We start from the raw sequence: 22013 nt of genomic DNA, 5'->3' as shown, positions 1-22013 counted from the left end.
GGACCTCAGCGCCCGACACGGAGCGTGGGCAGCCCGAGCGAGACCGGACGGGGCCCGTCGCCCGCAGCGGCAGCGGGCGTGGGCACCCCGCAGCTCTCGGCCTGCGCGCGGTCCCAGGCGTCACCGGCCCGGGTGCGTCGGATGCGCAGCGGAGCGTCGTCGTCGGCGAGCAGGAAGTGTGGCGCGGCACGGGTGATCTCGACGGTGACGACGTCGCCGGGACGCGGGACCGCGGACCCGGCGGGCACGGTGAAGTGCACGAGCCGGGAGTCCTCGGCGCGACCGGAGAGCCGGCGGGTGGCGTCGTCCTTGCGGCCCTCACCGGAGGCGACGAGCACTTCGACGCTCCGGCCGACCTGCAGTGCGTTCTCATCCGCGGTGATGTGTTCCTGCAGGGCGACGAGTCGCTCGTAGCGCTCCTGCACGATGTGCTTCGGCAGCTGGTCGTCCATCGTCGCGGCCGGGGTGCCCGGGCGGATCGAGTACTGGAACGTGAACGCCGAGGCGAACCGTGCCTGCTCGACGACGCGCAGGGTGTCCTCGAAGTCGGCGTCGGTCTCGCCGGGGAACCCGACGATGATGTCGGTGGAGATCGCCGCGTGCGGGATCTTCGCGCGGACGCGGTCGAGGATGCCGAGGAACCGCTCGCTGCGGTAGCTCCGGCGCATGGCCTTGAGCACCCGGTCGGAACCCGACTGCAGCGGCATGTGCAGCTGGGGCATCACGTTCGGGGTCTCGGCCATCGCGTCGATGACGTCGTCGGTGAACGCCGCCGGGTGCGGGCTCGTGAAGCGGACGCGCTCGAGGCCCTCGATGGCCCCGGTGGCCCGCAGCAGCTTGCCGAACGCCTGACGGTCGCGGAACTCGACCCCGTAGGAGTTCACGTTCTGCCCGAGCAGCGTGACCTCGATCGCGCCGTCGTCGACGAGCGCCTGGATCTCGGCCAGGACGTCACCGGGACGGCGGTCCTTCTCCTTGCCGCGGAGCGAGGGGACGATGCAGAACGTGCAGGTGTTGTTGCAGCCGACGGAGATGGAGACCCACCCGCTGTGCGTCGAGTCGCGCTTGGTGGGCAGCGTCGACGGGAAGACGTCGAGCGCCTCGAGGATCTCGATCTGCGCCTCGTCGTTGTGCCGCGCCCGCTCGAGCAGGGTCGGCAGCGACCCCATGTTGTGCGTGCCGAAGACGACGTCGACCCACGGCGCCTTCTCGAGGATGACGTTCTTGTCCTTCTGCGCCAGGCACCCGCCGACGGCGATCTGCATCCCCGGGTGCTCGCGCTTGATCCCCGCGAGCTGCCCGAGGTTGCCGTACAGGCGGTTGTCCGCGTTCTCGCGCACCGCGCAGGTGTTGATGACGACGACGTCGGCCTGCGCACCGTCCGCCGCGGTGTAGCCCGCGGCCTGCAGTGACCCGCTCAACCGCTCGGAGTCGTGGACGTTCATCTGGCACCCGTAGGTGCGGACTTCGTAGGTGCGGGGGCGCGCTTCGACGGTGGCCATGGTCGTCCCAGTGTAGGTCGGAGCGGCTACTCGAACCGGACGGTCCCGCGGCCGGAAGGCGGCCGTTTCCCGCCGCCGTCGAGTGCCCGCGCAACGGCGATCCGGACGACACCGGAGCTGTAGCCCTTGCGCATCAGGAAGCCGGACAGCCGGCGTTCCGCGGTCGCCCGGTCGAGCCCGCGCATCTGCGGCGCCCGCTTGTCGGCGAGTTCCTGCGCGCGGAGGAACTCGTCGTCCTCGTCGTCGGCGGCTTCGTCGAGTGCGGTGTCGATCGCCACCTGGTCGATCCCCCGGCGACGGAGCTCCGTCACGACACCCTGTCGACCGAGGCCCTTGCGGGCGTGCAGTCGATCCACCAGGTCGGTGGCGAGGGCGACGTCGTCCAGGAGCCCGACACGGGTCAACCGTTCGATCTCGTGCTCGACCACGTCGGGGTCGAGGTCCTGCTGCAGCAGCAGGGTCCGCATCTCGGACTCGCTCACGCCCTTGCGCCCGAGGGCCCGCATGCTGAGCCGTTCGGCGTCCGCCCGCTGTTCGTCGAGCGGACGGGGCGCGTCGGCCGGGTCGATCTCCTCGCCGCCGGCGATGGAGAACACCGACGCGGTGGTGGCGTCGGCGGTCTCGGAGTCGTAGCCGTCCTGCTCCGCACGGTTCGAGCGCCCGCTGCCGTCTCCGATGACGGGCGACACCCACGCTGCCGGCCCGCGGGCACCGTGCAGGGGCACCGGCGAATCGGCGTCGAACGACGCGGGGAACTCGTCCGCACGACCTTCGTCCGACTCGGGCAGCGCCCAACCGTCGGTGTCGCGCGGTTCGTCCGGTGACACCGGAGGATCGGGGATGGCGGGCATCACCGGCGTGACAGGAGCGCGACGACGAGACCTCGCACCGAACAGGTCGGTGACCGGTGCGAGGCCGTCGTCGTCGTGGTCGGTGCTCACGCGCCCTTGCGCTCCGCGAGCTTCGGCGCGATCGACTCGACCGGGGCGTCCTCGGCCTTGGCACCGCCGACGCCGAGCTTGGCGAGGATCTTGCCTTCGATGTCGGCAGCGATCTCGGGGTTCTGGATCAGGAAGGAACGCGAGTTCTCCTTGCCCTGCCCGAGCTGGTCGCCGTCGTAGGTGTACCAGGCACCCGACTTCTTGACGATGCCGTGGTCGACGCCGAAGTCGAGCAGCGAGCCTTCGCGCGAGATGCCGACGCCGTACAGGATGTCGAACTCGGCCTGCTTGAAGGGCGGTGCCATCTTGTTCTTGACGACCTTGACGCGCGTGCGGTTGCCCACCGCGTCGGTGCCGCTCTTGAGCGTCTCGATGCGGCGGATGTCGAGGCGGACGGACGCGTAGAACTTCAGCGCCTTACCGCCCGAGGTGGTCTCGGGCGAACCGAAGAACACGCCGATCTTCTCGCGCAGCTGGTTGATGAAGATCATCGTGGTCTGCGTCTGGTTCAGGCCACCGGCGAGCTTTCGCAGGGCCTGGGACATGAGGCGGGCCTGCAGACCGACGTGCGAGTCACCCATCTCGCCCTCGATCTCGGCACGGGGCACGAGGGCCGCGACGGAGTCGATGACGATCAGGTCGATGGAGCCGGAGCGGACCAGCATGTCCGCGATCTCGAGCGCCTGCTCGGCGGTGTCGGGCTGCGACACGAGCAGGGCATCGATGTCGACACCGAGCTTCTTGGCGTACTCGGGGTCGAGCGCGTGCTCGGCATCGATGAAGGCCGCGATGCCACCGGCGCGCTGGGCGTTGGCGATGGCGTGGATGGTGAGGGTCGTCTTACCCGACGACTCCGGGCCGTAGATCTCGACGATGCGGCCACGGGGCAGGCCACCGATGCCGAGCGCGACGTCCAGCGCCACCGACCCGGTCTGGATGACGTTGACGGGGGCGCGTTCGTCCGAACCGAGGCGCATGATCGCACCCTTGCCGAACTGCCTGTCGATCTGTGCGAGTGCGGTCTCGAGGGCCTTCTCGCGGTCTGCCGGTGATGGCATGGGGTGCTCCTTCGTGCTCGTGTTCGGCCGCCTGTAGGCTGTCGCGTCCACGCCGGCCGATGGTGCAAGGCCGATGGTTCTGCGACAAGGCTTCGGGCTGTTCCCGATGTCCATCAACCTATGGCGAGCCACCGACATCACTGCCGACGGTCACGCGATCTGTGGATGGAACATCCGGGCGACGCCGCTGTGGAGGAAGCTACCACCGATCGAACACGCGTTCGAGCAACACGCCGAACACAGTTTCGGGTGCGCGGCCCCGCGGAACCCGCTCAGTCCTGGGGTTCGGCGAGGCCCTTGCCGTGCCGACGGTCCATCGGCACGTCCTGCGAGTCGCACAGGGCGTCCCACACGCGGCGGGCGTCGATGCCGGCCGCGAGGGCGTCCACGGCAGAGCGACCGCCCAGCCCTTCGAGCACGACGTCACGGGTGACCACGGATCCGTAGGCCTCACCGAACACCTGGTCGACGGCTCGCCAGAACTCACTCACGCGCATCCGACCAGCCTAGGCGCGTGGTCGTGGGCCGGAACGCAGAACGCCCCCGCCGGGAAGGACCGGCGAGGGCGTTCGGTGCGATGCGCTCAGCGCACCGCGAGGTCGTTGTCGAACTCGGCGACGAGGTCGTCCGGGAGCGTGTCGGGGACGGGGGTCAGCCCCTCGACGATCGCGAGGCGGTCGCCCACTTCGCGCATGATGGTCGAGATGGGCGTGTCCAGAGCATCCGCGACGGACGCGAGGATCTCCGAGCTGGCTTCCTTCTGCCCGCGCTCGACCTCACTGAGGTACCCGAGCGCGACACTGGCCTTGGACGCGACCTGACGGAGGGTCCGGCCCTTCTGCAAGCGGAAGTCCCGGAGCACATCGCCGATTTCCTGACGAACGAGAACCATGAGAACTCCTCCTCTCTGTCGTCTCCGCGCCCGCTCGGTCCGGTGGATCGAGTTCGGGTTCAGCAACAATAGCGTTGCCGGTTGCAGCATGTTAGCCAGGCTGGCTGCCGTACTGCTGGAGATTTCGTGAGATGTAACCCAGTGGAAACGGGACCTATTCCCGGCCCCGGACCTCGGACGACATCCGTGCAAGGAGTTCGGAGACGGTGGCGTGCCGGATTGCTCCCCGGTCGCCGTCGAGGTGCAGCTCGAAGGCCTCAGCCCCCGCGGCGGAGGCGATCCCCACGTACACGGTGCCGACGGGCTTGCCGTCCTGCGGGTCCGGGCCGGCGACGCCCGTCGTGCTGATCCCCCACGTCGCGGGTTCCCCGTCGACGGACAGCGCGATTCGGACACCGGCGGCCATCTGCCGGGCGACCTCCGGGTGCACGGCGCCCTCGGCCTCGAGCAGCTCCGCCGAGACCCCGAGCACGGAGTGCTTCACGGGCGTCGCGTAGGCCACGACGCCGCCCCGGACGACGGCGCTCGCGCCCGGCACGTCGACCAGCGTCGCCACGACGAGTCCGCCGGTCAGCGACTCCGCCACGGCGAGGGTCTCGCCCCGTGCCGTCAGCTCGGCGATGAGCCCCGGTGCGACCGGGACGGGAGGCGCGGCCTGCGTCGAGCGGTCCGGCCCGGTCATGCGGTGGTGCGGTTGTGCTTCCATGCCTGCCAGAGGTAGTCGATCCCGCTCAGGATCGTTGCCAGGAACGCGGCCGTCATCAGGATGCCGTTGACCCAGTGCGCCCAGTCGCCGACCAGGTTCCACCACGGGAACAGCGCTGCCGTCAGGGCGACGGCCTGCAGCACGGTCTTGATCTTGCCGCCGCGGCTGGCCGGGATCACCCGGTCGGAGAGCACCGCGAACCGGAAGACCGTGATGCCGATCTCGCGCACCATGATCAGCACGGTCACGTACCAGGGCAGCTCGGCCAGGATCGACAGCGCGACGAGCGCACCACCGATGAGCACCTTGTCGGCGATCGGGTCCACGAGCTTGCCGAAGTCGGTGACCAGGTTCTGCCGACGGGCGATGATGCCGTCGGCGCTGTCCGTGACGATGGCCACGACGAAGACGACCGCTGCCCAGATGCGAAGGGGTCCGTCGTTGCCGGCGTCGGCGAGCAGCAGGACGAAGAACAGCGGCGCCATGAGGATGCGCACCACCGTGATGATGTTCGCGACGTTCGCGGTCGACGCCGGGCCAGGGCCCTTGCGCAGCAGCCGCCCGCGCCACGGGAACCGTGCGCCGTGCGTGGTGTTCGTGCTGTCCGAGGCGGTCATCGCCGTCACTCCCTGCCCGTCAATCCCCACGCGTCCTCATCGGGCTCGTCGTGGACTTCATCGTACCCGCGGGTCATGTCCCCGACGGGGTCTGCTCCGTAGCGGTCGCCGTCGCCGGACGGCGTCGGGGCCGGCGCTGCCGGAGCGGCCGCGGCGGGCGGCTCCTCGCCGCGGAGCTTCGCGAGCACCGCGGGCAGCTGGTCGGCGGTCACCAGGACGTCGCGGGCCTTCGACCCCTCGGACGGCCCGACGATGTCGCGCGACTCCATCAGGTCCATCAGGCGACCGGCCTTGGCGAAGCCGACGCGGAGCTTGCGCTGCAGCATCGACGTCGAGCCGAACTGGGTCGACACGACCTGCTCGACGGCCGCGAGCAGCAGTTCGAGGTCGTCACCGATGTCGGCGTCGATCTCCTTGCGCTCGACCACGGCCTGGACGTCCTGGCGGTACTCGGGCTGCGCCTGCCGCGTGACGTGCTGGACGACCTCGGCGACCTCGCCCTCCTGCACCCAGGCGCCCTGCACGCGGAGCGACTTGGACGAGCCCATCGGCAGGAAGAGCGCGTCGCCCTGACCGATGAGCTTGTCGGCGCCGGGCTGGTCGAGGATGACGCGGGAGTCCGTGACGCTCGTCACCGCGAAGGCGATGCGCGACGGCACGTTCGCCTTGATCAGGCCGGTGATCACGTCGACCGAGGGGCGCTGCGTCGCGAGCACCAGGTGGATGCCGGCGGCACGGGCGAGCTGGGTGATGCGGACGATCGACTCCTCGACGTCACGCGGCGCCACGAGCATGAGGTCGGCGAGCTCGTCGACGACGACGAGCAGGTACGGGTACGGCTTGAGCTTCCGCTCGCTGCCCGCCGGCAGGACGATCTCGTTGTTCTCGATCGCCTTGTTGAAGTCGTCGACGTGGCGGAACCCGAACGACGCGAGGTCGTCGTACCGCATGTCCATCTCCTTCACGACCCACTGCAGCGCTTCGGCCGCCTTCTTCGGGTTCGTGATGATGGGCGTGATGAGGTGCGGGACGCCGGCGTAGATCGAGAGCTCGACGCGCTTCGGGTCGACCAGGACCATGCGGACCTCGGACGGCTTCGCGCGCATCAGCAGCGACGTGATCATCGAGTTGATGAACACCGATTTGCCGGAACCGGTGGAGCCGGCGACGAGCAGGTGCGGCATCTTCGCCAGGTTCGCGACGACGAAGCCGCCCTCGACGTCCTTGCCGACGCCGATCGTCATCGGGTGCTTCGACTTGCGGGCGGCGTTCGAGCGCAGCACGTCACCGAGCGAGACGATCTCGCGGTCGGTGTTCGGGATCTCGACGCCGATGGCGCTCTTGCCCGGGATCGGCGACAGGATGCGGACCTCGTTCGAGGCGACCGCGTACGACAGGTTCTTCGACAGGGCTGTGACCCGCTCGACCTTGACGCCGGGGCCGAGCTCGATCTCGTACCGGGTCACCGTCGGCCCGCGGGAGAACCCGGTGACCTTCGCGTCGACCTTGAACTCGGTGAGCACCCCGGTGATGGCGGCGACGATGTCGTCGTTCGCCTGGCTGCGCGCGACCGAGGGCGTTCCGGAACTCAGCGTCGTGGCGGCGGGCAGTCGGTAGGGCTTCGACGGATCGTCATCGGAACCGGCGGCGGCCGCGCTCAGCTCGGCGGCGGCGTCGATGTCCTCTGGCTCGTCGACGATCTCAGGCTCGGACAGCACCTCGGGCACCGCGGGACGGATGTCGGCGGTCGGCTCCGGCCGCGCGGGGACGTCGGTGCCGAACGCGCGGAGGGCCTGCTCGGCGTCCTGCAGGTCCTGCTCGACGGAGTCGTTGAGGTTGACCGACGCGGGCTCGGCCGGTGTGAGGTCGACGAGCCCGGCGGCGGCACCGGCGTTCGGGCTCACGGCGGGCGCAGCGGGCACGACGGGGGCAGCTGGTGCGACGGCGGCGGCAGCCGGGGCGACCCCGCTGGCCGGGGGCAGCACGGGGCTGTCGTACGCCGGGTCCTCTTCGCGCCCGGACTTGTTCCGGCGCCACCACGGCACGTTGTCGCCACCGGCTTCGGCGTCGGCAGCGGCCTGCTCGTCACCGAACCCGAGGTCGTCGAACAGCTGGAAGTCGGTGTCGCCCTTCTTGCCGCGCTTCGACGTGCGGGCGCGGGCGGCGGGCTCCGCCACGGCGGCGGCGTCGGCCTCGGGTTCTGCTGCGGGAGCCGGGGCGCCGAACAGGTAGGCGTAGAGCTCGTGCAGGCGTCGCCCGAGCTTGTTCGGCGGCGTCTTGGTGATGATGAAGAGCGAGAGCACCAGCAGCACGATCGCCACGGGGACGGCCACCCAGGCGGTCGCGATCGTGACGAGCCAGCCGATGACCACCCAGCCGAGCACCCCACCGGCGGCGGCCAGTGCGGGCATGCCGTCGGCGGCGCTCGGACGGCCGCCGAAGACGTGGCAGAGCGAGGCGATCGACACGATCAGGATGCCCAGGCCGATGCCGATCCGGGTGTTGTCGTGCACCGAGGCCGGGTGCCGGAACAACCACCCGGCGAACACGATCATGATGACGGGCAGGGCGAAGGCCAGGCGGCCGAACAGCCCGCCGAACGTGTACGCGTCGAGTGCGACGGAGACGCTGTTGGTCGGGTTGAGCCACTCGACGACCCCGCCGGCGATGGCCAGCAGGAACAGCAGGAACGGGAACCCGTCGCGCCGCTGGTCCTTCTCGAGGGTCTCCTTGCCGAGCAGCCGGAACATCGCGCCGACGCCGTGCGCCATCGCGAGCCAGAAGGTCACGAGCGGGTTCTGCTCGCGGAACACCGGCGTGGGTGCGGCCTGCGGCAGCTTCTTCGTCGTGGCCTGGGTGCGCGACGAACCGCGCGTCCCGTTGCCACGGGACGACGTGGACGCGCGCGAGCGCGTGGTCGACTTGGTGCCTCCGGCCATGGGCAGAACCCTAACGCCCGCTCAGGACAAACGCAGGAAGGCCCGCCGCAGCGTCCGTGACGGACGCTGGACGGGCCTCCCGGGCCGGACGGACGCGAACGCGCGCCCATCCTGCGAACGGGCCCTACGCCTCGATGACCACCGGGACGATCATCGGACGACGGCGGTGCTTGGTGTTCACCCAGCGACCGACCGTGCGACGGACGACCTGCGCGAAGGCGTGCGAGTCGCGCGTGCCGTTGGCCGCGGCCTCGGAGATCGCCTTGGCGATCTGCGGGCGGACGTCGTCGAACACGGAGTCGTCCTCGGCGAAGCCACGCGACTGGATCTCCGGGCCGATCACGCACTGCCCGGTGGTGAAGTCCACCGCGCAGAAGATCGAGATGAAGCCCTCTTCCGCCAGGACGCGGCGATCCTTCAGGTCGGCGTCGGTGATCTCGCCGACGGTGGAGCCGTCGACGTAGACGTAGCCGATGTCGAGCTGGCCGGCGACCGTCGCGACGCCGTCCTTCAGGTCGACGACGATGCCGTCCTGCCCGAGGATCACGTTGCGCGGCGGGACACCCGTCTGGATCGCCAGGTCGGCGTTCGCGTACAGGTGGCGGTGCTCGCCGTGGACGGGGAGCACGTTGCGCGGCCGCAGGATGTTGTAGCAGTAGAGCAGCTCGCCGGCGGAGGCGTGTCCGGAGACGTGCACCTTCGCGTTGCCCTTGTGCACGACCTTCGCACCGAGCTTGGTCAGCCCGTCGATGACGCGGTACACGGCGTTCTCGTTGCCCGGGATGAGCGACGACGCGAGGATGACGGTGTCGCCCTCGCCGATCTCGATCTGGTGCTCGAGGTTCGCCATGCGGGCCAGGACGGCCATCGGCTCACCCTGCGACCCGGTCGACATGTAGACGATCTGGTCGTCGGGGACGTTCTTCGCCTTCTTCGTGTCGATGAGCACGTTCTCCGGCACCCGCAGGTACCCGAGGTCGGCGGCGATCGTCATGTTGCGGATCATCGAGCGCCCCATGAACGCGACCTTGCGGTTCGCGGCTGCGGCGGCGTCGAGGACCTGCTGCACGCGGTGCACGTGCGACGAGAAGCTCGCCACGACGACCTTCTTGCGGGCGCGCATGATGATGTTCTCGAGCACCGGGCCGATGTCGCGCTCCGGAGCGGTGAAGCCCGGCACGTCGGCGTTCGTGGAGTCCGGTAGGAACAGGTCCACGCCGGCCTCGCCCAGACGGGCGAACGCGCGGAGGTCGGTGATGCGGTCGTCCAGCGGGAGCTGGTCCATCTTGAAGTCACCCGTGTGCAGCACACGACCGGCGGGGGTCGTGATCGCGACGGCGAGGGCGTCGGGGATGGAGTGGTTCACGGCGACGAACTCGAGGTGGAACGGGCCGATCTGCTCGGTCTGGTCCTCGGCCACGACGAGCGTGTACGGCTTGATCCGGTGTTCCTTGAGCTTCGCCTCGACGAGCGCCAGGGTCAGCGTGGAGCCGATCAGCGGGATGTCGTCGCGGAGCTTGAGCAGGTACGGGACGGCGCCGATGTGGTCTTCGTGGCCGTGCGTGAGCACGACGCCGAGGACGTCGTCGAGGCGGTCACGGATCGGCGAGAAGTCCGGCAGGATCAGGTCGACACCGGGTTGGTGCTCCTCGGGGAACAGCACGCCGGCGTCGACGATGAGCAGCTTGCCCTCGTACTCGTAGACGGTCATGTTGCGACCGATCTCGCCGAGGCCCCCGATGGGGACGACGCGGAGGGTGCCGGCTTCGAGCGGCTGCGGTTCGGAGATCTGTGTGGGCATTCGGTCCTACGGATTCGGGCGACGCGCGTGCTGCGCGCCGCGGTGTTCGCTAGCGGGTGGTGCCTGGCACCTTCGGTAGTGCACCGCCGGCCGCCGCGTTGCGGTCGGGGCGGAAGTTCGAGAAGTCGGCGCCGGGCACGTCGCGCACGGCTTCGAGGGAGGTCTCGATGGCGTACGCCTCGGAGTCCTCGGGGCCGACGAGCGGCAGTCGGACACGCGGGCTGCCGATGCGGCCGAGCCCGTGCAGGATGTACTTGGCGGCCACGGTACCGGGAACGTGCGTCATCACGGCGCGGACGAGCGGCTCGAGTCGCTTGTGCTCGGCCGTCGCGGTGGCCAGGTCGCCCCGGTTCACGGCGTCGACGATGGTGCGGTACGGCGCGCTCGTGATGTTCGCGGTCACGCCGATCAGGCCGGTGGCGCCGATCGACAGGTGCGGGAGCACGTTCGTGTCGTCGCCGGAGAAGTACATGAGGTCGGTGTTGTTCAGCACCCGCGAGACCTCGGCGAAGTCGCCCTTGGCGTCCTTCACGGCCAGGATGTTCGGGTGCTTGGACGCACGCAGGATCGTGTCGTACGTGATCGGGATGCCGGTGCGGCCCGGGATGTCGTACAGGATCACCGGCAGGTCGGTGGCGTCCGCGATCATCCGGAAGTGGGTGAGGACACCCGACTGCGTCGGCTTGTTGTAGTACGGCGTGACGATCATCACGCCGTCCGCGCCGGCCTTCTCGCTCTGCTTGTACAGGTGGATCGCGTGCGCGGTCTCGTTCGAGCCACCGCCCGTGATGATCTTCGCGCGGCCGGCGGCGACGGACTTGCCGACCTCGACCAGACGGAGCTTCTCCGGGTCGGTCAGCGTCGACGTCTCGCCGGTCGTGCCGGTGACGACGATGCCGTCGGCGCCGGCGGTGATGCAGTCGTCGATGTGCTGCTCGACGCCGGGCCAGTCGACCTCGCCGTCGGCCGCGAACGGGGTCACGAGGGCGACGAGGACCTGACCGAAGGGATTCTCACGCGGGGACACGGGCACCAGCGTACCGGGGATGCGCGCGAGGACCGCCGTCCGTGTGGACGGTGGACAGCCTGCGGCGCGGCCGGGAGGCCCGGATCACGTCCGTCCCGCCGGTCACGCCCGGCGCGTGCGGGCGCTCAGGCGCGGCGTTGCCACTCCAGGAACCGGTAGCGGGTGCCCGTGCGGGATTCCTGCCACGGGCCCTCGTCGGCGAGCGTCCAGCCGGCCGCCTCGTCGAGCGTGGGTGCGACGGTGTCGCCGGGCACGTCGACGTCGATCAGCGTCTCGGAGACGTGGTCGGCCGCGTCGAGTGCGGCGGCGTAGACCTGACCGCCGCCGATGACCCACACGGTCTCGTCGGCGCCCTCGGCACGCTCGAGTTCGGCCTGCAGGTCGTGCACGACCTCGGCGCCGTCGGCCGTCCACGTCGTGTCCCGGGTGAGCACGACGTTGCGCCGACCGGGCAACGGCCGGAAGCGCTCGGGCAGGGACTCCCAGGTGCGCCGGCCCATCAGCACGGTCGCGTCGCCGGTGACCTGCTTGAAGTGCGCCAGGTCCTCGGGCACGTGCCAGGGCATGCCGCCGTCGGCACCGATGACGCCGGTGGTCGAGCGGGCCCAGACCATGCCGATCATCAGACGGCGACCGCGGCCTTGATCGCCGGGTGGTGCTCGTAGCCGACGACGGTGAAGTCCTCGTACTCGTAGTCGTCGATCGAGTCGCGCGGTGCGAGTTCGAGCGTCGGCATCGGGTACGCCGTGCGGGACAGCTGCTCCTCGACCTGTTCGACGTGGTTGTCGTAGATGTGGCAGTCGCCGCCGGTCCAGACGAAGTCGCCGACCTCGAGCCCGGTCTGCGCCGCGATCATGTGGGTCAGCAGCGCGTACGAGGCGATGTTGAACGGGACGCCGAGGAACATGTCGGCGCTCCGCTGGTAGAGCTGGCACGAGAGCTTGCCGTCGTTGACGGAGAACTGGAAGAAGGCGTGGCACGGGGCGAGCGCCATGTCCGGCACGTCGGCGACGTTCCACGCCGAGACGATGAGCCGGCGGCTGTCCGGGTTGGTCTTGATCTGCTCGATGACCTGGGCGATCTGGTCGACGTGCTCGCCCGAGGGGGTCGGCCACGAGCGCCACTGCACGCCGTACACCGGGCCGAGGTCGCCGTCGGCGTCCGCCCACTCGTTCCAGATCCGGACGCCGTGCTCCTGCAGCCAGGTGGCGTTGCCCTCGCCACGGAGGAACCAGAGGAGCTCGTACGCGACCGACTTGAAGTGCACGCGCTTCGTGCTGACGAGGGGGAAGCCCTTCGACAGGTCGTAGCGGAGCTGTGCGCCGAACAGGCTGCGGGTGCCGGTGCCGGTGCGGTCACCCTTCGGCGAGCCCTCCGTCAGGACCCGGCGGAGCAGGTCTTCGTAGGGCGTCGGGACGGAGGCGTCGGGCTGTACGGTCTCGCTGTCGGTCACACACAGAAGCCTACGTCGGTGTGAGTAGCGTTGCGGGCATGCCCGACACGACGGAACAACCGCTCTCGATCCTGGTGGCCGGCTCGTCCGGGTTCATCGGGACGCCCCTCGTCCGCGCCCTGCGCGAGGCGGGGCACCACGTCACCACGCTCGTCCGCCGCGAAGCGCGCACCGCGACCGAGTTCCGCTGGGCACCGGGGCGACGACCGCTCGACCCGGCGATCCTCGACGGCGCCGACGTGGTGATCAACCTGGCCGGCGCGAACATCGGCAAGCTGCCGTGGACGGACGCGTACCGCAAGGAGATCCGCAGCTCGCGCATCGACGCCACCGACACCCTGGTCGAAGCGATGCGGCACGCCGCCACTCCCCCGGCGCTGTTCCTCTCGGGCTCGGCCTCGGGCGTGTACGGCGACCGCCCGGCCGACGTGCTGCAGGACGACGCCGCCCCGGGCACGGGGTTCCTCGCCGACGTCTGCACCGCGTGGGAAGCCGCCGCGAACGCCGCTCCCGCCGGGGTCCGGGTCGTCACGCTCCGCACCGGCATCGTCATCGGCAAGGGCGGCGGTGCGCTCGCGCCGCTCGTCCCGCTGACGAAGCTCGGCGTCGGCAGCCGGCTGGGCACCGGCGGCCAGCACTGGCCGTGGATCGCGCTCGAGGACGAGGTCGGCGCCATCGTGCACCTGGCGACCGCGGCACCGGACGTGTCCGGCCCGGTGAACCTGGCGGGCCCCGAGCCCGTCGTGGCCGACCGCATCACGAAGCACGTCGCCGAGGTCCTGCACCGCCCGTACCTCTTCCGGATCCCCGAGTTCGCCCTGCGCCTGGCGCTGCGGGACGCCGCCGACGACATGCTCCTGTCGAGCCAGCGGATGGTCCCCACGAAGCTGCTCGAGTCCGGCTACACGTTCCGGTACACGCAGGCGGCGGACGCGATCGACGCCGTCTTCTGATCCGCCTCCGGCCCCGGGGTCAGCGGTCGGCGGCGCGCGCCAGGGCGGTGCGCATCGCCGAACGCGCGCGCTTGCGGTCACCGGCGGCGTCGTAGACCATACCGAGCCGGTACCAGGCACGCCAGTCGGCCGGGTCCTGCTCGACCGCGTCGCGGTACCGCGGGAACAGCTCGTCGGCGGCGTCGCGGATCGGCCGGCCCGACGGTCGCACCGGGACGACGTCGTCCGGGGTGCCGCCCTCGGCCTCGAGCCGCGCGCCGAGTCGGGTGATGCGGATGCCGAAGCGGAACTCCAGCACGAGCAGGAGCGCCCCGATCGCGGCGACGACGAACAGCGCGACGCCGATGCCGATGCCGATCGGGATCCCGGTCGCGATGAAGGCGACGGCGCGCTGCCCGACGAGCACGATGTACAGGGCGAGCAGCACCGCCATCAGCGCTGCACCCCAGAACGGCGAGCGGATCGTGCGTCCGGCCCGCTCCATCCGACCCACGGCGGTCAGCCGATGCCGAGGACGCTGCCGAGGCCCACGGTGAGGCCGCGCGCCGACACCACGTTCGCCAGCGCCGCACGGATGCCGGCGACGTAGGCGACGTCGTCGTTGGTGTCGTGCCGGATCGTCAGCGTCTCACCGGGGCCGCTCAGCACGACGTCCTGCACGGCCTTCACCCCGGGGAGCCGGAGCGAGTGGACGGGCACGCTGGCGACCTGCTGGCCGCGGGCGCGCTGGTCGACGTGCGGGGCGTCCACGGGACCGACCTCGCGCCGGGCGTCGGCCATCAGCTCGGCGGTGCGCACCGCGGTGCCCGAGGGCGAGTCGATCTTGCCGGCGTGGTGGGTCTCGACGATCTCGGCGGCGGGGAACCACGGTGCCGCGATCGTCGCCAGGTGGGTGCCGAGCACGGAGCCGATCGAGAAGTTCGGGACCACGAGCACCCCCTGGTCCGGGCGTTCCCGCAGCCCGGTGCGGAGCTTCGCGAGCCGGTCGAGCGACCAGCCGGAGGTGCCGACGAGCACGTTCGCGCCGCTCGACAGCGCGTTCTCCACGATCGCCGGGCTGAGCGAGGGCACCGTCACGTCGACCACCAGGGCCGCGCCGCCGAAGACCGACGGCGGCGCCTCGTGCGCGCCGTCCTTCGACGACAGGCGGGCGACGAGCTCGAACTCCGGGAGTTCCTCGACGACGGACGCCACGAGGCCCCCGAGACGACCGGTGGCGCCGACGACGGCGACGGGAGTGACCATGCGGTCCATCCTAGGATCGACGCATGTCAGTCGAGGTCAGGACCGTGCCGGCCGATCTGCCCGAGGTCGACGCGCTGCTCGACGCGTACCTGGACGAGCGCGCGGCGACGTTCCCGAGCGCGCAGGGCACGTACTCGCGGAAGCGCACCCCCGCGGCCGAGTTCACGCCGCCGAACGGGGTGTTCGCGGTGGCGTACGACGACGACGTCGCGGTCGGCTGCGGCGGCCTCCGTCGGATCGCGGACGGGGTCGACGCGACCGGTGCCGTCGACGTCCGGTTCGAGGTCAAGCACGTCTTCGTGGCACCGGCCGGGCGCGGCACGGGCGTGGCGACGGCCGTGATGGACCTGCTCGAGCGGGCCGCGGCCGACCTCGGGGCGACGAGCATCGTCCTCGACACGAACGACTCGCTCGTGGCGGCCGGTGCGATGTACCGCGGCCGCGGGTACCAGCGGGTCGAGCCGTTCAACGACAACCCGAACGCGACCGCCTGGTACCGCAAGCCGATCGCCTGAGCCGCCACGAGCCTCCCGGCCGCGCCACCGCGGACCGGACGGGCAGCCGCTAGACGGGCTGGTCGACGGGCAGACCCGTGCGCAGCTCCACCGGCAGGTGGGCCAGGTCGTTCAGCGTGACGACCTCGGCGGGCTTCGCCGAACGGATCCGGATGATCGTGAGCGCGGTGTGGGCGACGTTCGTGCCCATCCAGCGCCACTCGGGGGCTTGGAACGCCTCGCGCACGAACCAGCCGATCACGGCGTTGTGGGTGATCAGCAGGTCGTGCCGGTCCTCGCGCGCCGGGGTGAACCACTCCGACACGGCGTCGCCCATCTGGGCCTGCCCGGCGACGATCTCCTCTTCGGTGATGCCGCCGTACCAGCCCTGGTAGGCGTGCGGCATGTCCGGGGTCGGGCCCGAGGGGATGCAGTCGAACAGCAGTGTCGAGGGCTCGGGCTGGATCGACGGCAGGCGCTGCGACAGGAACGCGGCGGTCTCGCTCGGGGCCTCGAGCGGCGAGTGGTACACGCCGTCGAAGGGCACGCCGCCGAGACGGTCCGCGATCAGGGTCGCCTGACGCTTGCCGCGTTCGGAGAGCTTGCCGTCCCGCAGGCCGTGTTCGGCGTCCTGGTGTTCGCCGTGCCGGACGAGGTACAGGTAGTGCGACATGTCCGTGCTCAGCTGCCGATCCCGATGGCCGCGGCGAGTTCGTCCTGCTGCACGGCACCGACGACCGAGGTGATCGTCGGCCGGGTCAGCAGGTCGCGCGCGAGTTCGAGCACGCCGTCGGTCGTGACACCGTCGACACGCTCGAGCGCCGTCGACAGGTCGGTGTACTCGCCGGTGCCGAGCTCGGAACGGCCGAGCCGGGTCATGCGGGCGTCGGAGTCCTCGAGCGAGAGCGTCAGCGCGCCCTCGATCTGGCCCTTGGCACGTCGGAGCTCGTCGTCGGTGATGCCGTGGTCGACCATCCGGCGGAACTCGGCGTCGACGATGTCGATGACTCCGGCGACGTTGTCCGGCGCGCACCCGGCGTAGACACCGAAGGCGCCGTTGTCCAGGTACGCGGGGGCGAACGACGACACCGCGTAGGCCAGACCGCGGCGCTCGCGGACCTCCTGGAACAGGCGCGAGCTCATGCCACCACCGAGCACGGCGTTCAGGACGCTGAGCGAGGGACGGCGGTCGTCGCGCAGGTCGAGGCCCTGCGAGCCGCGGAGCATGCTGACCTGCTCGGTCGGGCGGTGCACCACGGACAGCTTCGCCTCGACCGGGTCGGCCACGGTCTCGGGCGTGCGGCGAGGCAGCGGCTCGGCGTCGGGGGCGTCGTGGAAGACGCCGGCGACCAGTTCGCAGAACCGGTCGTGGTCGACGGCCCCGGCAGCGGTCACGACGATGCCGTTCGGTGCGTAGTGCTCGCGGTAGTGCGCGAGGACCTCGTCGCGCTGGACCGCACGGATGCTGTCCGGGGTCCCGCCGATCGGACGGCCCAGGGGGTGTCCGCCGAAGGCCGCGGCGAAGAACGCCTCGCCGGCGAGGTCGGCGGGGTCGTCGGCGGCCATCGCGAGCTCTTCGAGGATGACCCCGCGCTCGACGGCGAAGGCGTCCGGTTCGAGCACCGAACCGGTGACCATGTCACCGATGACGTTCACGGCCATCGGGACGTCGGTGTCCCGGACCCGTGCGTAGTAGCAGGTGTACTCCTTGGCGGTCGCAGCGTTGTGCTCACCGCCGACCGAGTCGAACGCGATGGCGATGTCGAGCGCCGATCGGGTCTCGGTGCCCTTGAAGAGCAGGTGTTCGAGGAAGTGCGTCGATCCGAACTGCCCGTCGCGCTCGTCACGCGAACCGACGCCGACCCAGAACCCGATGCTCGTCGACGCGGCACCCGGCACCGCCTCGGTCAGCACACGGACACCCGAGGGCAGCACGGTGCGACGGACGAAGGCCCCGCCGGACGTCAGGAACGACGTGTCCGGGGCCCCGAGCGGCAGTGGCACTGGCTGGTTCATCGCAGACGAGCCTAGTGATCCGTCGATGCCTCCCGCCCAGTTTCCCGGTCTCGGTCGCATGCCACTCGAAGTGGGGTACAGAAAATGTGGACAGACCGACTCGTCTGTCTGTCCTCCTTGTGCTACTGTTGGTCACGCCGGATCGAAAGCCCCCCTAAGTTCCGATCCGGCGGCTCGGGACATCAGTCCTGCGCGACCACCGAGTCCCCCCACTCCGGTCGCGGAGCCGATGAGTCCGAGGAGTACACGCTGTGACGGTCGATTCCCCCCAACCGGCCGTCCAGCGTCTCCCCGGCCCGAGCACGAACCTCGCGTCGCCGGACGGGTCGAGCGTCCCCCCGACTCCCCGCTCCGGCGGCGCGAAGGTCCGTGTCCTCGAGACCGCCACCCGACTCTTCTACGAAGAGGGCATCCACAGCGTCGGCGTCGACCGCCTCATCTCCGAGGCGAGCGTCACGAAGGCGACGTTCTACAAGCACTACGGGTCGAAGGACAACCTGATCCTGGCCTACATCCGCACCCAGCACGAGCGCGTGCAGGAGCGGATGGAGCAGCTCATCACCGACGCCGGCTCCCCCGAGCGGGCCGTCCGTGCGTGGGTCGCCGCGCTGGCCGACGACGTCAACGACCCGGCGTTCCGCGGCTGTGCGTTCCTGCACGCCGCCGCCGAGTACCACGACCCGCGCGACCCGGTCCGCCAGGTCGTCGCCGTGCACCGCGACTGGTACACCGAGCGGCTCGCGACCCTGCTGCAGGAGGCCGGACACCCCCTGCCCGGCGACGGCGCCGACGAGCTCATGCTCGCGCGCGACGGTGCGATGGCCGGCGCGTACGCCGGTGACGCGATCGCCGCCACCGCTGCGCTGAACCGCGTGGTCGACCGGGTGCTCGCGGGCTGACGCCCGACTGTCGCTGTCGGCTGTCGGCTGTCGCTTTCGCGAAAGCGACAGATCACCGCGAACAGTTCGCGGCATCCTGTCGCCTTCGCGGCACCGACGCACCCGCGCGACGCACATGTGTCGCTTTCGTGGGGCGGTCGAGGCGACCGCGGCCGGACGGGAGGCCCGTGGCGGGCCCGCACCGCGCCTCCAGGCCGTCACGTGCGAACTCCCACAGCCCCGCGCGCGCACCGAGCGCGGCCCGAGCCGGCGGGTGTTGGCTTGAGGCATGGCCAACGACCCCAACTGGAACCTGCCCGACGTCCCGTCCTTCACCCTGACGAGCCCCGACTTCACCGACGGAGGCGAGCTGCCCACCTCGGCACGCGGCTCCGACGCCGGCGGTGAGGACCGCTCCCCCGCACTCGAGTGGTCGAGCGCGCCCGAAGGCACGAAGAGCTTCGTCCTGACCGTCTACGACCCCGATGCCCCGACCGGCTCCGGCTTCTGGCACTGGAGCCTGACGGACATCCCGGGCTCGGCGACCTCGCTCCCCGCAGGTGCCGGCACCGACGACGCCCTGCTGCCCGCCGAGGCACTCCGCCGCCGCAACGAGTTCGGCACGGACACGTTCCTCGGGGCTGCTCCGCCCGCGGGCCACGGTGTGCACCGCTACTTCTTCACGCTGAGCGCCCTCGACGTCCCCGTGCTCGAGGTCCCCGCCGACGCGACCCCCGCGGTCGTGGGCTTCATGCTCCGCGGGCACCTGCTCGGGCGCGCGCAGCTCATGGGCACGCAGGAGACCCCCGCGGCCTGACCGGCACGTGGCACGGCGCGGCGATCGTTCGCGCACAGCGACAGTTCACGCGGAGCCGTGCCCGTGAGGTGTCGCTGACCGCGAAAGCACGCGAGGCCAACGCACGCGTGGCACCTGCCCTGCAACGGCGAACGGCCGCCGCCCCGGAGGGGACGGCGGCCGTTCGTGCGTCAGGACGCGGAGAGGATCAGCCCTCGGCCGGGTCCTCGGCGTGGGCGCGGACCGTCTCGGCCGAGGTGGAGTCACCCTCGGTCTCGTCGGCCACGACCGGCGCGAGCGACAGCTTGCCGCGGTCGTCCACCTTGGTGACCTCGACCAGGACCTTCTGGCCGACGCCGAGCACGTCTTCGACGTTCTCCACACGCTTGCCACCGGCGAGCTTGCGGACCTCGGAGACGTGGAGCAGACCGTCACGGCCCGGGAGCAGCGACACGAAGGCGCCGAAGGTGGCGATCTTCACGACGGTGCCGAGGAACTGGTCCCCGATCTCCGGGTTGGTCGGGTTCGCGATCGCGTTGACCTGGGCACGAGCGGCCTCGGCCGACGGACCGTCGACGGCGCCGATGTAGACGGTGCCGTTGTCCTCGATCGAGATGTCGGCACCGGTGGTGTCCTGGATGCCGTTGATCGTCTTGCCCTTCGGGCCGATCAGCTCGCCGATCTTGTCGACGGGGATCTGCACCGAGATGACGCGAGGAGCGGTGTCCGCCATCTCGTCGGGGGCGTCGATGGCCTCGTTCAGCACACCGAGGATGGCCGAGCGGGCCTCCTTGGCCTGCTTGAGCGCCGCGTCGAGCACCGTCGACGGGATGCCGTCGAGCTTGGTGTCGAGCTGGATCGCGGTGACGAACTCCGAGGTACCGGCGACCTTGAAGTCCATGTCGCCGAGGGCGTCTTCCGCACCGAGGATGTCGGTCAGGGCCGCGTAGCGGGTCTGGCCGTCGACGGTGTCGGACACGAGGCCCATCGCGATGCCGGCGACCGGGGCCTTGAGGGGCACACCGGCGTTGAGCAACGACAGGGTCGAGGCGCAGACGGAACCCATCGAGGTCGAGCCGTTGGAGCTCAGCGCCTCGGAGACCTGACGGATGGCGTACGGGAACTCGTCACGCGACGGCAGCACCGGCACGAGGGCGCGCTCGGCGAGGAAGCCGTGCCCGATCTCGCGACGCTTCGGCGAACCCACGCGGCCGGTCTCACCGGTCGAGTAGGGCGGGAAGTTGTAGTGGTGCAGGTAGCGCTTCTTCGTGACGGGCGACAGCGAGTCGATCTGCTGCTCCATCTTGAGCATGTTCAGCGTGGTGACGCCGAGGATCTGCGTCTCGCCGCGCTGGAAGATCGCCGAACCGTGGACGCGCGGGATCACGGCGACCTCGGCGTCGAGCGGACGGATGTCGGCGAGGCCCCGGCCGTCCATGCGGATCTGCTCGGTCAGGATGCGGCCGCGGACGACCTTCTTCGTGACCGACTTGTACGCGGCACCGACCTGCGAGTTGGCGACCTCGGGCAGCGAGCCCGCGGTGACCTGCTCGGCGATGGCAGCCTTGACGCGCGACTTGAGCGCGTCGTCGGCGTCCTGACGCTCGGTCTTGGCGGCGATCTTGTAGACGTCACCGAGCTCGGAGAGCGCGAGGGCCTCGACGGCCGAGTAGACCTCGGGCGCGTACGGCGGGAAGACCGGGAAGTCCTGGATCTCCTTGGCCGACTGCGCGGCGAGCTTGGCCTGCGCGTCGACGAGGGACTTGAGGAACGGCTTCGCCGCCTCGAGGCCCTGGGCGACGATGGCCTCGTCGGGCTTCGTGGCGCCGCCCTGGATGAGGTCCCACGCGTGCTCGGTGGCTTCCGCCTCGACCATCATGATCGCGACGTCCTCGTTGCCCGCCTCGTCCGTGACGACACGACCGGCGACGGTCAGGTCGAACACGGCGTCGGCGAGCTGCGAGGCCTTCGGGAACGCGACCCACTGGTCGCCGATGAGCGCGAGGCGCACACCGGCGATCGGGCCGGAGAACGGCAGACCGGAGATCTGCGTCGACGCGGACGCGGCGTTGATCGCCAGCGCGTCGTAGAACTCGTCCGGAGCGATGCTCAGGACGGTGATGACGATCTGCACCTCGTTGCGGAGGCCGTCGACGAACGACGGACGCAGCGGCCGGTCGATCAGACGGCAGACGAGGATGGCCTCGGTCGACGGACGGCCTTCACGACGGAAGAACGAACCGGGGATCTTGCCGGCGGCGTAGGAACGCTCCTCGACGTCGACGGTCAGCGGGAAGAAGTCGAAGCCCTCACGCGGGTGCTTGCCGGCGCTGGTGGCCGAGAGGAGCATCGTTTCCTCGTCCAGGTACGCGGCGACCGCGCCCTGGGCCTGCTGTGCGAGCCGACCGGTCTCGAACCGGACGGTGCGCTTGCCGTACTTGCCGTTGTCGATGACGGCTTCGGCGAACTTGATCTCGGGACCCTCCAAAAGGGCGCCTCCTTGATGTGTTTCCGGCAGGCCATGGCGACGGCACTCGATGGTGCGTGCGCGCCGATCGTTCCGGACGCATGTCTGGCCAGCAGTAGAAGCACTCGGGAAACCGTTCCGGCCCGCGAGCCACCACCGATGACCAGCTCCGTGCCCGGCCTGCGCAGTGTTGTGTGTGACGTCCGGGGAATGAGTCCTCGGACACAA

The 22013-nt window shown here is 70.5% G+C and carries 21 protein-coding genes; 4 read left to right on the top strand and 17 right to left on the bottom strand.

The features are described from left to right. Positions 1-5 precede the first annotated feature (5 nt). The 12 genes from miaB to DEJ03_RS11755 all read right to left on the bottom strand — a co-directional run bounded on the left by miaB (position 6) and on the right by DEJ03_RS11755 (position 12936). On the bottom strand, positions 6-1502 hold the full coding sequence (gene miaB, locus DEJ03_RS11810; RefSeq protein WP_110864741.1) for a tRNA (N6-isopentenyl adenosine(37)-C2)-methylthiotransferase MiaB: 1497 nt from the start codon (positions 1500-1502) through the stop codon (positions 6-8). 26 nt (positions 1503-1528) lie between these two features. Next, positions 1529-2443 carry a regulatory protein RecX gene (locus DEJ03_RS11805; protein ID WP_110864740.1) on the bottom strand — a complete coding sequence of 305 codons (915 nt, stop codon included), beginning with the start codon at positions 2441-2443 and terminating at the stop codon, positions 1529-1531. Further along, positions 2440-3501 carry a recombinase RecA gene (gene recA, locus DEJ03_RS11800; RefSeq protein WP_027464767.1) on the bottom strand — a complete coding sequence of 354 codons (1062 nt, stop codon included), beginning with the start codon at positions 3499-3501 and terminating at the stop codon, positions 2440-2442. Before recA ends, DEJ03_RS11805 begins: the two co-directional genes overlap by 4 nt. A gap of 272 nt (positions 3502-3773) precedes the next feature. After that, positions 3774-3998 carry a DUF3046 domain-containing protein gene (locus DEJ03_RS11795; protein ID WP_017885915.1) on the bottom strand — a complete coding sequence of 75 codons (225 nt, stop codon included), beginning with the start codon at positions 3996-3998 and terminating at the stop codon, positions 3774-3776. 86 nt (positions 3999-4084) lie between these two features. Then, on the bottom strand, positions 4085-4393 hold the full coding sequence (locus DEJ03_RS11790; RefSeq protein ID WP_027464765.1) for a helix-turn-helix domain-containing protein: 309 nt from the start codon (positions 4391-4393) through the stop codon (positions 4085-4087). Between the two features lie 154 nt (positions 4394-4547). Beyond that, the gene (locus DEJ03_RS11785; protein WP_110864739.1) at positions 4548-5075 is read right to left on the bottom strand and encodes a CinA family protein; all 528 of its coding nucleotides are present in this window, start codon (positions 5073-5075) and stop codon (positions 4548-4550) included. Continuing rightward, entirely contained in the window at positions 5072-5716 is a 645-nt protein-coding gene (gene pgsA / locus DEJ03_RS11780; protein ID WP_035807862.1) for a CDP-diacylglycerol--glycerol-3-phosphate 3-phosphatidyltransferase, read from the bottom strand. Before pgsA ends, DEJ03_RS11785 begins: the two co-directional genes overlap by 4 nt. Positions 5717-5721: 5 nt before the next feature. After that, complete coding sequence (locus DEJ03_RS11775; RefSeq protein WP_110864738.1) at positions 5722-8655, bottom strand: DNA translocase FtsK; 2934 nt, start codon at positions 8653-8655, stop codon at positions 5722-5724. Positions 8656-8779: 124 nt separating this feature from the next. Beyond that, positions 8780-10456, bottom strand: a complete 1677-nt coding sequence (locus DEJ03_RS11770) for a ribonuclease J (protein WP_027464761.1) — start codon at positions 10454-10456, stop codon at positions 8780-8782. 49 nt (positions 10457-10505) lie between these two features. Beyond that, the gene (dapA, locus tag DEJ03_RS11765) at positions 10506-11483 is read right to left on the bottom strand and encodes a 4-hydroxy-tetrahydrodipicolinate synthase (protein WP_110864825.1); all 978 of its coding nucleotides are present in this window, start codon (positions 11481-11483) and stop codon (positions 10506-10508) included. 125 nt (positions 11484-11608) lie between these two features. Continuing rightward, a complete protein-coding gene (locus DEJ03_RS11760; RefSeq protein WP_110864737.1) occupies positions 11609-12106 on the bottom strand; it encodes a dihydrofolate reductase in 498 nt (165 codons plus the stop codon). Further along, positions 12106-12936 (bottom strand): thymidylate synthase, encoded by an 831-nt coding sequence (locus tag DEJ03_RS11755; protein WP_110864736.1) that lies wholly within the window; start codon positions 12934-12936, stop codon positions 12106-12108. Before DEJ03_RS11755 ends, DEJ03_RS11760 begins: the two co-directional genes overlap by 1 nt. 38 nt (positions 12937-12974) lie before the next feature. Here DEJ03_RS11755 and DEJ03_RS11750 point away from each other — a divergent pair, with 38 nt between their 5' ends. Beyond that, positions 12975-13889 carry a TIGR01777 family oxidoreductase gene (locus DEJ03_RS11750; protein ID WP_110864735.1) on the top strand — a complete coding sequence of 305 codons (915 nt, stop codon included), beginning with the start codon at positions 12975-12977 and terminating at the stop codon, positions 13887-13889. A gap of 19 nt (positions 13890-13908) precedes the next feature. Here DEJ03_RS11750 and DEJ03_RS11745 read toward each other — a convergent pair whose 3' ends face one another. Beyond that, a complete protein-coding gene (locus DEJ03_RS11745; RefSeq protein WP_110864734.1) occupies positions 13909-14373 on the bottom strand; it encodes a tetratricopeptide repeat protein in 465 nt (154 codons plus the stop codon). A gap of 14 nt (positions 14374-14387) precedes the next feature. Further along, positions 14388-15134 (bottom strand): 4-hydroxy-tetrahydrodipicolinate reductase, encoded by a 747-nt coding sequence (locus DEJ03_RS11740; protein WP_258370783.1) that lies wholly within the window; start codon positions 15132-15134, stop codon positions 14388-14390. A 23-nt stretch (positions 15135-15157) separates the two neighbouring features. Here DEJ03_RS11740 and DEJ03_RS11735 point away from each other — a divergent pair, with 23 nt between their 5' ends. After that, positions 15158-15649 (top strand): GNAT family N-acetyltransferase, encoded by a 492-nt coding sequence (locus DEJ03_RS11735; protein WP_110864732.1) that lies wholly within the window; start codon positions 15158-15160, stop codon positions 15647-15649. A 49-nt stretch (positions 15650-15698) separates the two neighbouring features. Here DEJ03_RS11735 and DEJ03_RS11730 read toward each other — a convergent pair whose 3' ends face one another. Then, entirely contained in the window at positions 15699-16301 is a 603-nt protein-coding gene (locus DEJ03_RS11730; RefSeq protein ID WP_027464756.1) for a histidine phosphatase family protein, read from the bottom strand. 8 nt (positions 16302-16309) lie between these two features. Further along, entirely contained in the window at positions 16310-17644 is a 1335-nt protein-coding gene (locus DEJ03_RS11725; RefSeq protein ID WP_110864731.1) for a pitrilysin family protein, read from the bottom strand. 251 nt (positions 17645-17895) lie between these two features. Here DEJ03_RS11725 and DEJ03_RS11720 point away from each other — a divergent pair, with 251 nt between their 5' ends. Next, complete coding sequence (locus DEJ03_RS11720; protein ID WP_071405592.1) at positions 17896-18543, top strand: TetR/AcrR family transcriptional regulator; 648 nt, start codon at positions 17896-17898, stop codon at positions 18541-18543. A gap of 268 nt (positions 18544-18811) precedes the next feature. After that, positions 18812-19339, top strand: coding sequence for a YbhB/YbcL family Raf kinase inhibitor-like protein (locus DEJ03_RS11715; RefSeq protein WP_110864730.1), 528 nt, complete (start codon positions 18812-18814; stop codon positions 19337-19339). 187 nt (positions 19340-19526) lie between these two features. Here the strand turns inward: DEJ03_RS11715 and DEJ03_RS11710 are convergent, their stop codons facing one another. After that, the gene (locus DEJ03_RS11710) at positions 19527-21806 is read right to left on the bottom strand and encodes a polyribonucleotide nucleotidyltransferase (protein ID WP_110864729.1); all 2280 of its coding nucleotides are present in this window, start codon (positions 21804-21806) and stop codon (positions 19527-19529) included. Between the last annotated feature and the right edge of the window lie 207 nt (positions 21807-22013).

The organism is Curtobacterium sp. MCLR17_043 (assembly GCF_003224215.1).
Lineage (GTDB): Bacteria > Actinomycetota > Actinomycetes > Actinomycetales > Microbacteriaceae > Curtobacterium > Curtobacterium flaccumfaciens.
The sequence above is the reverse complement of the archived record's forward strand: the minus strand, read 5'-3'. Positions and strand labels throughout refer to the sequence as shown.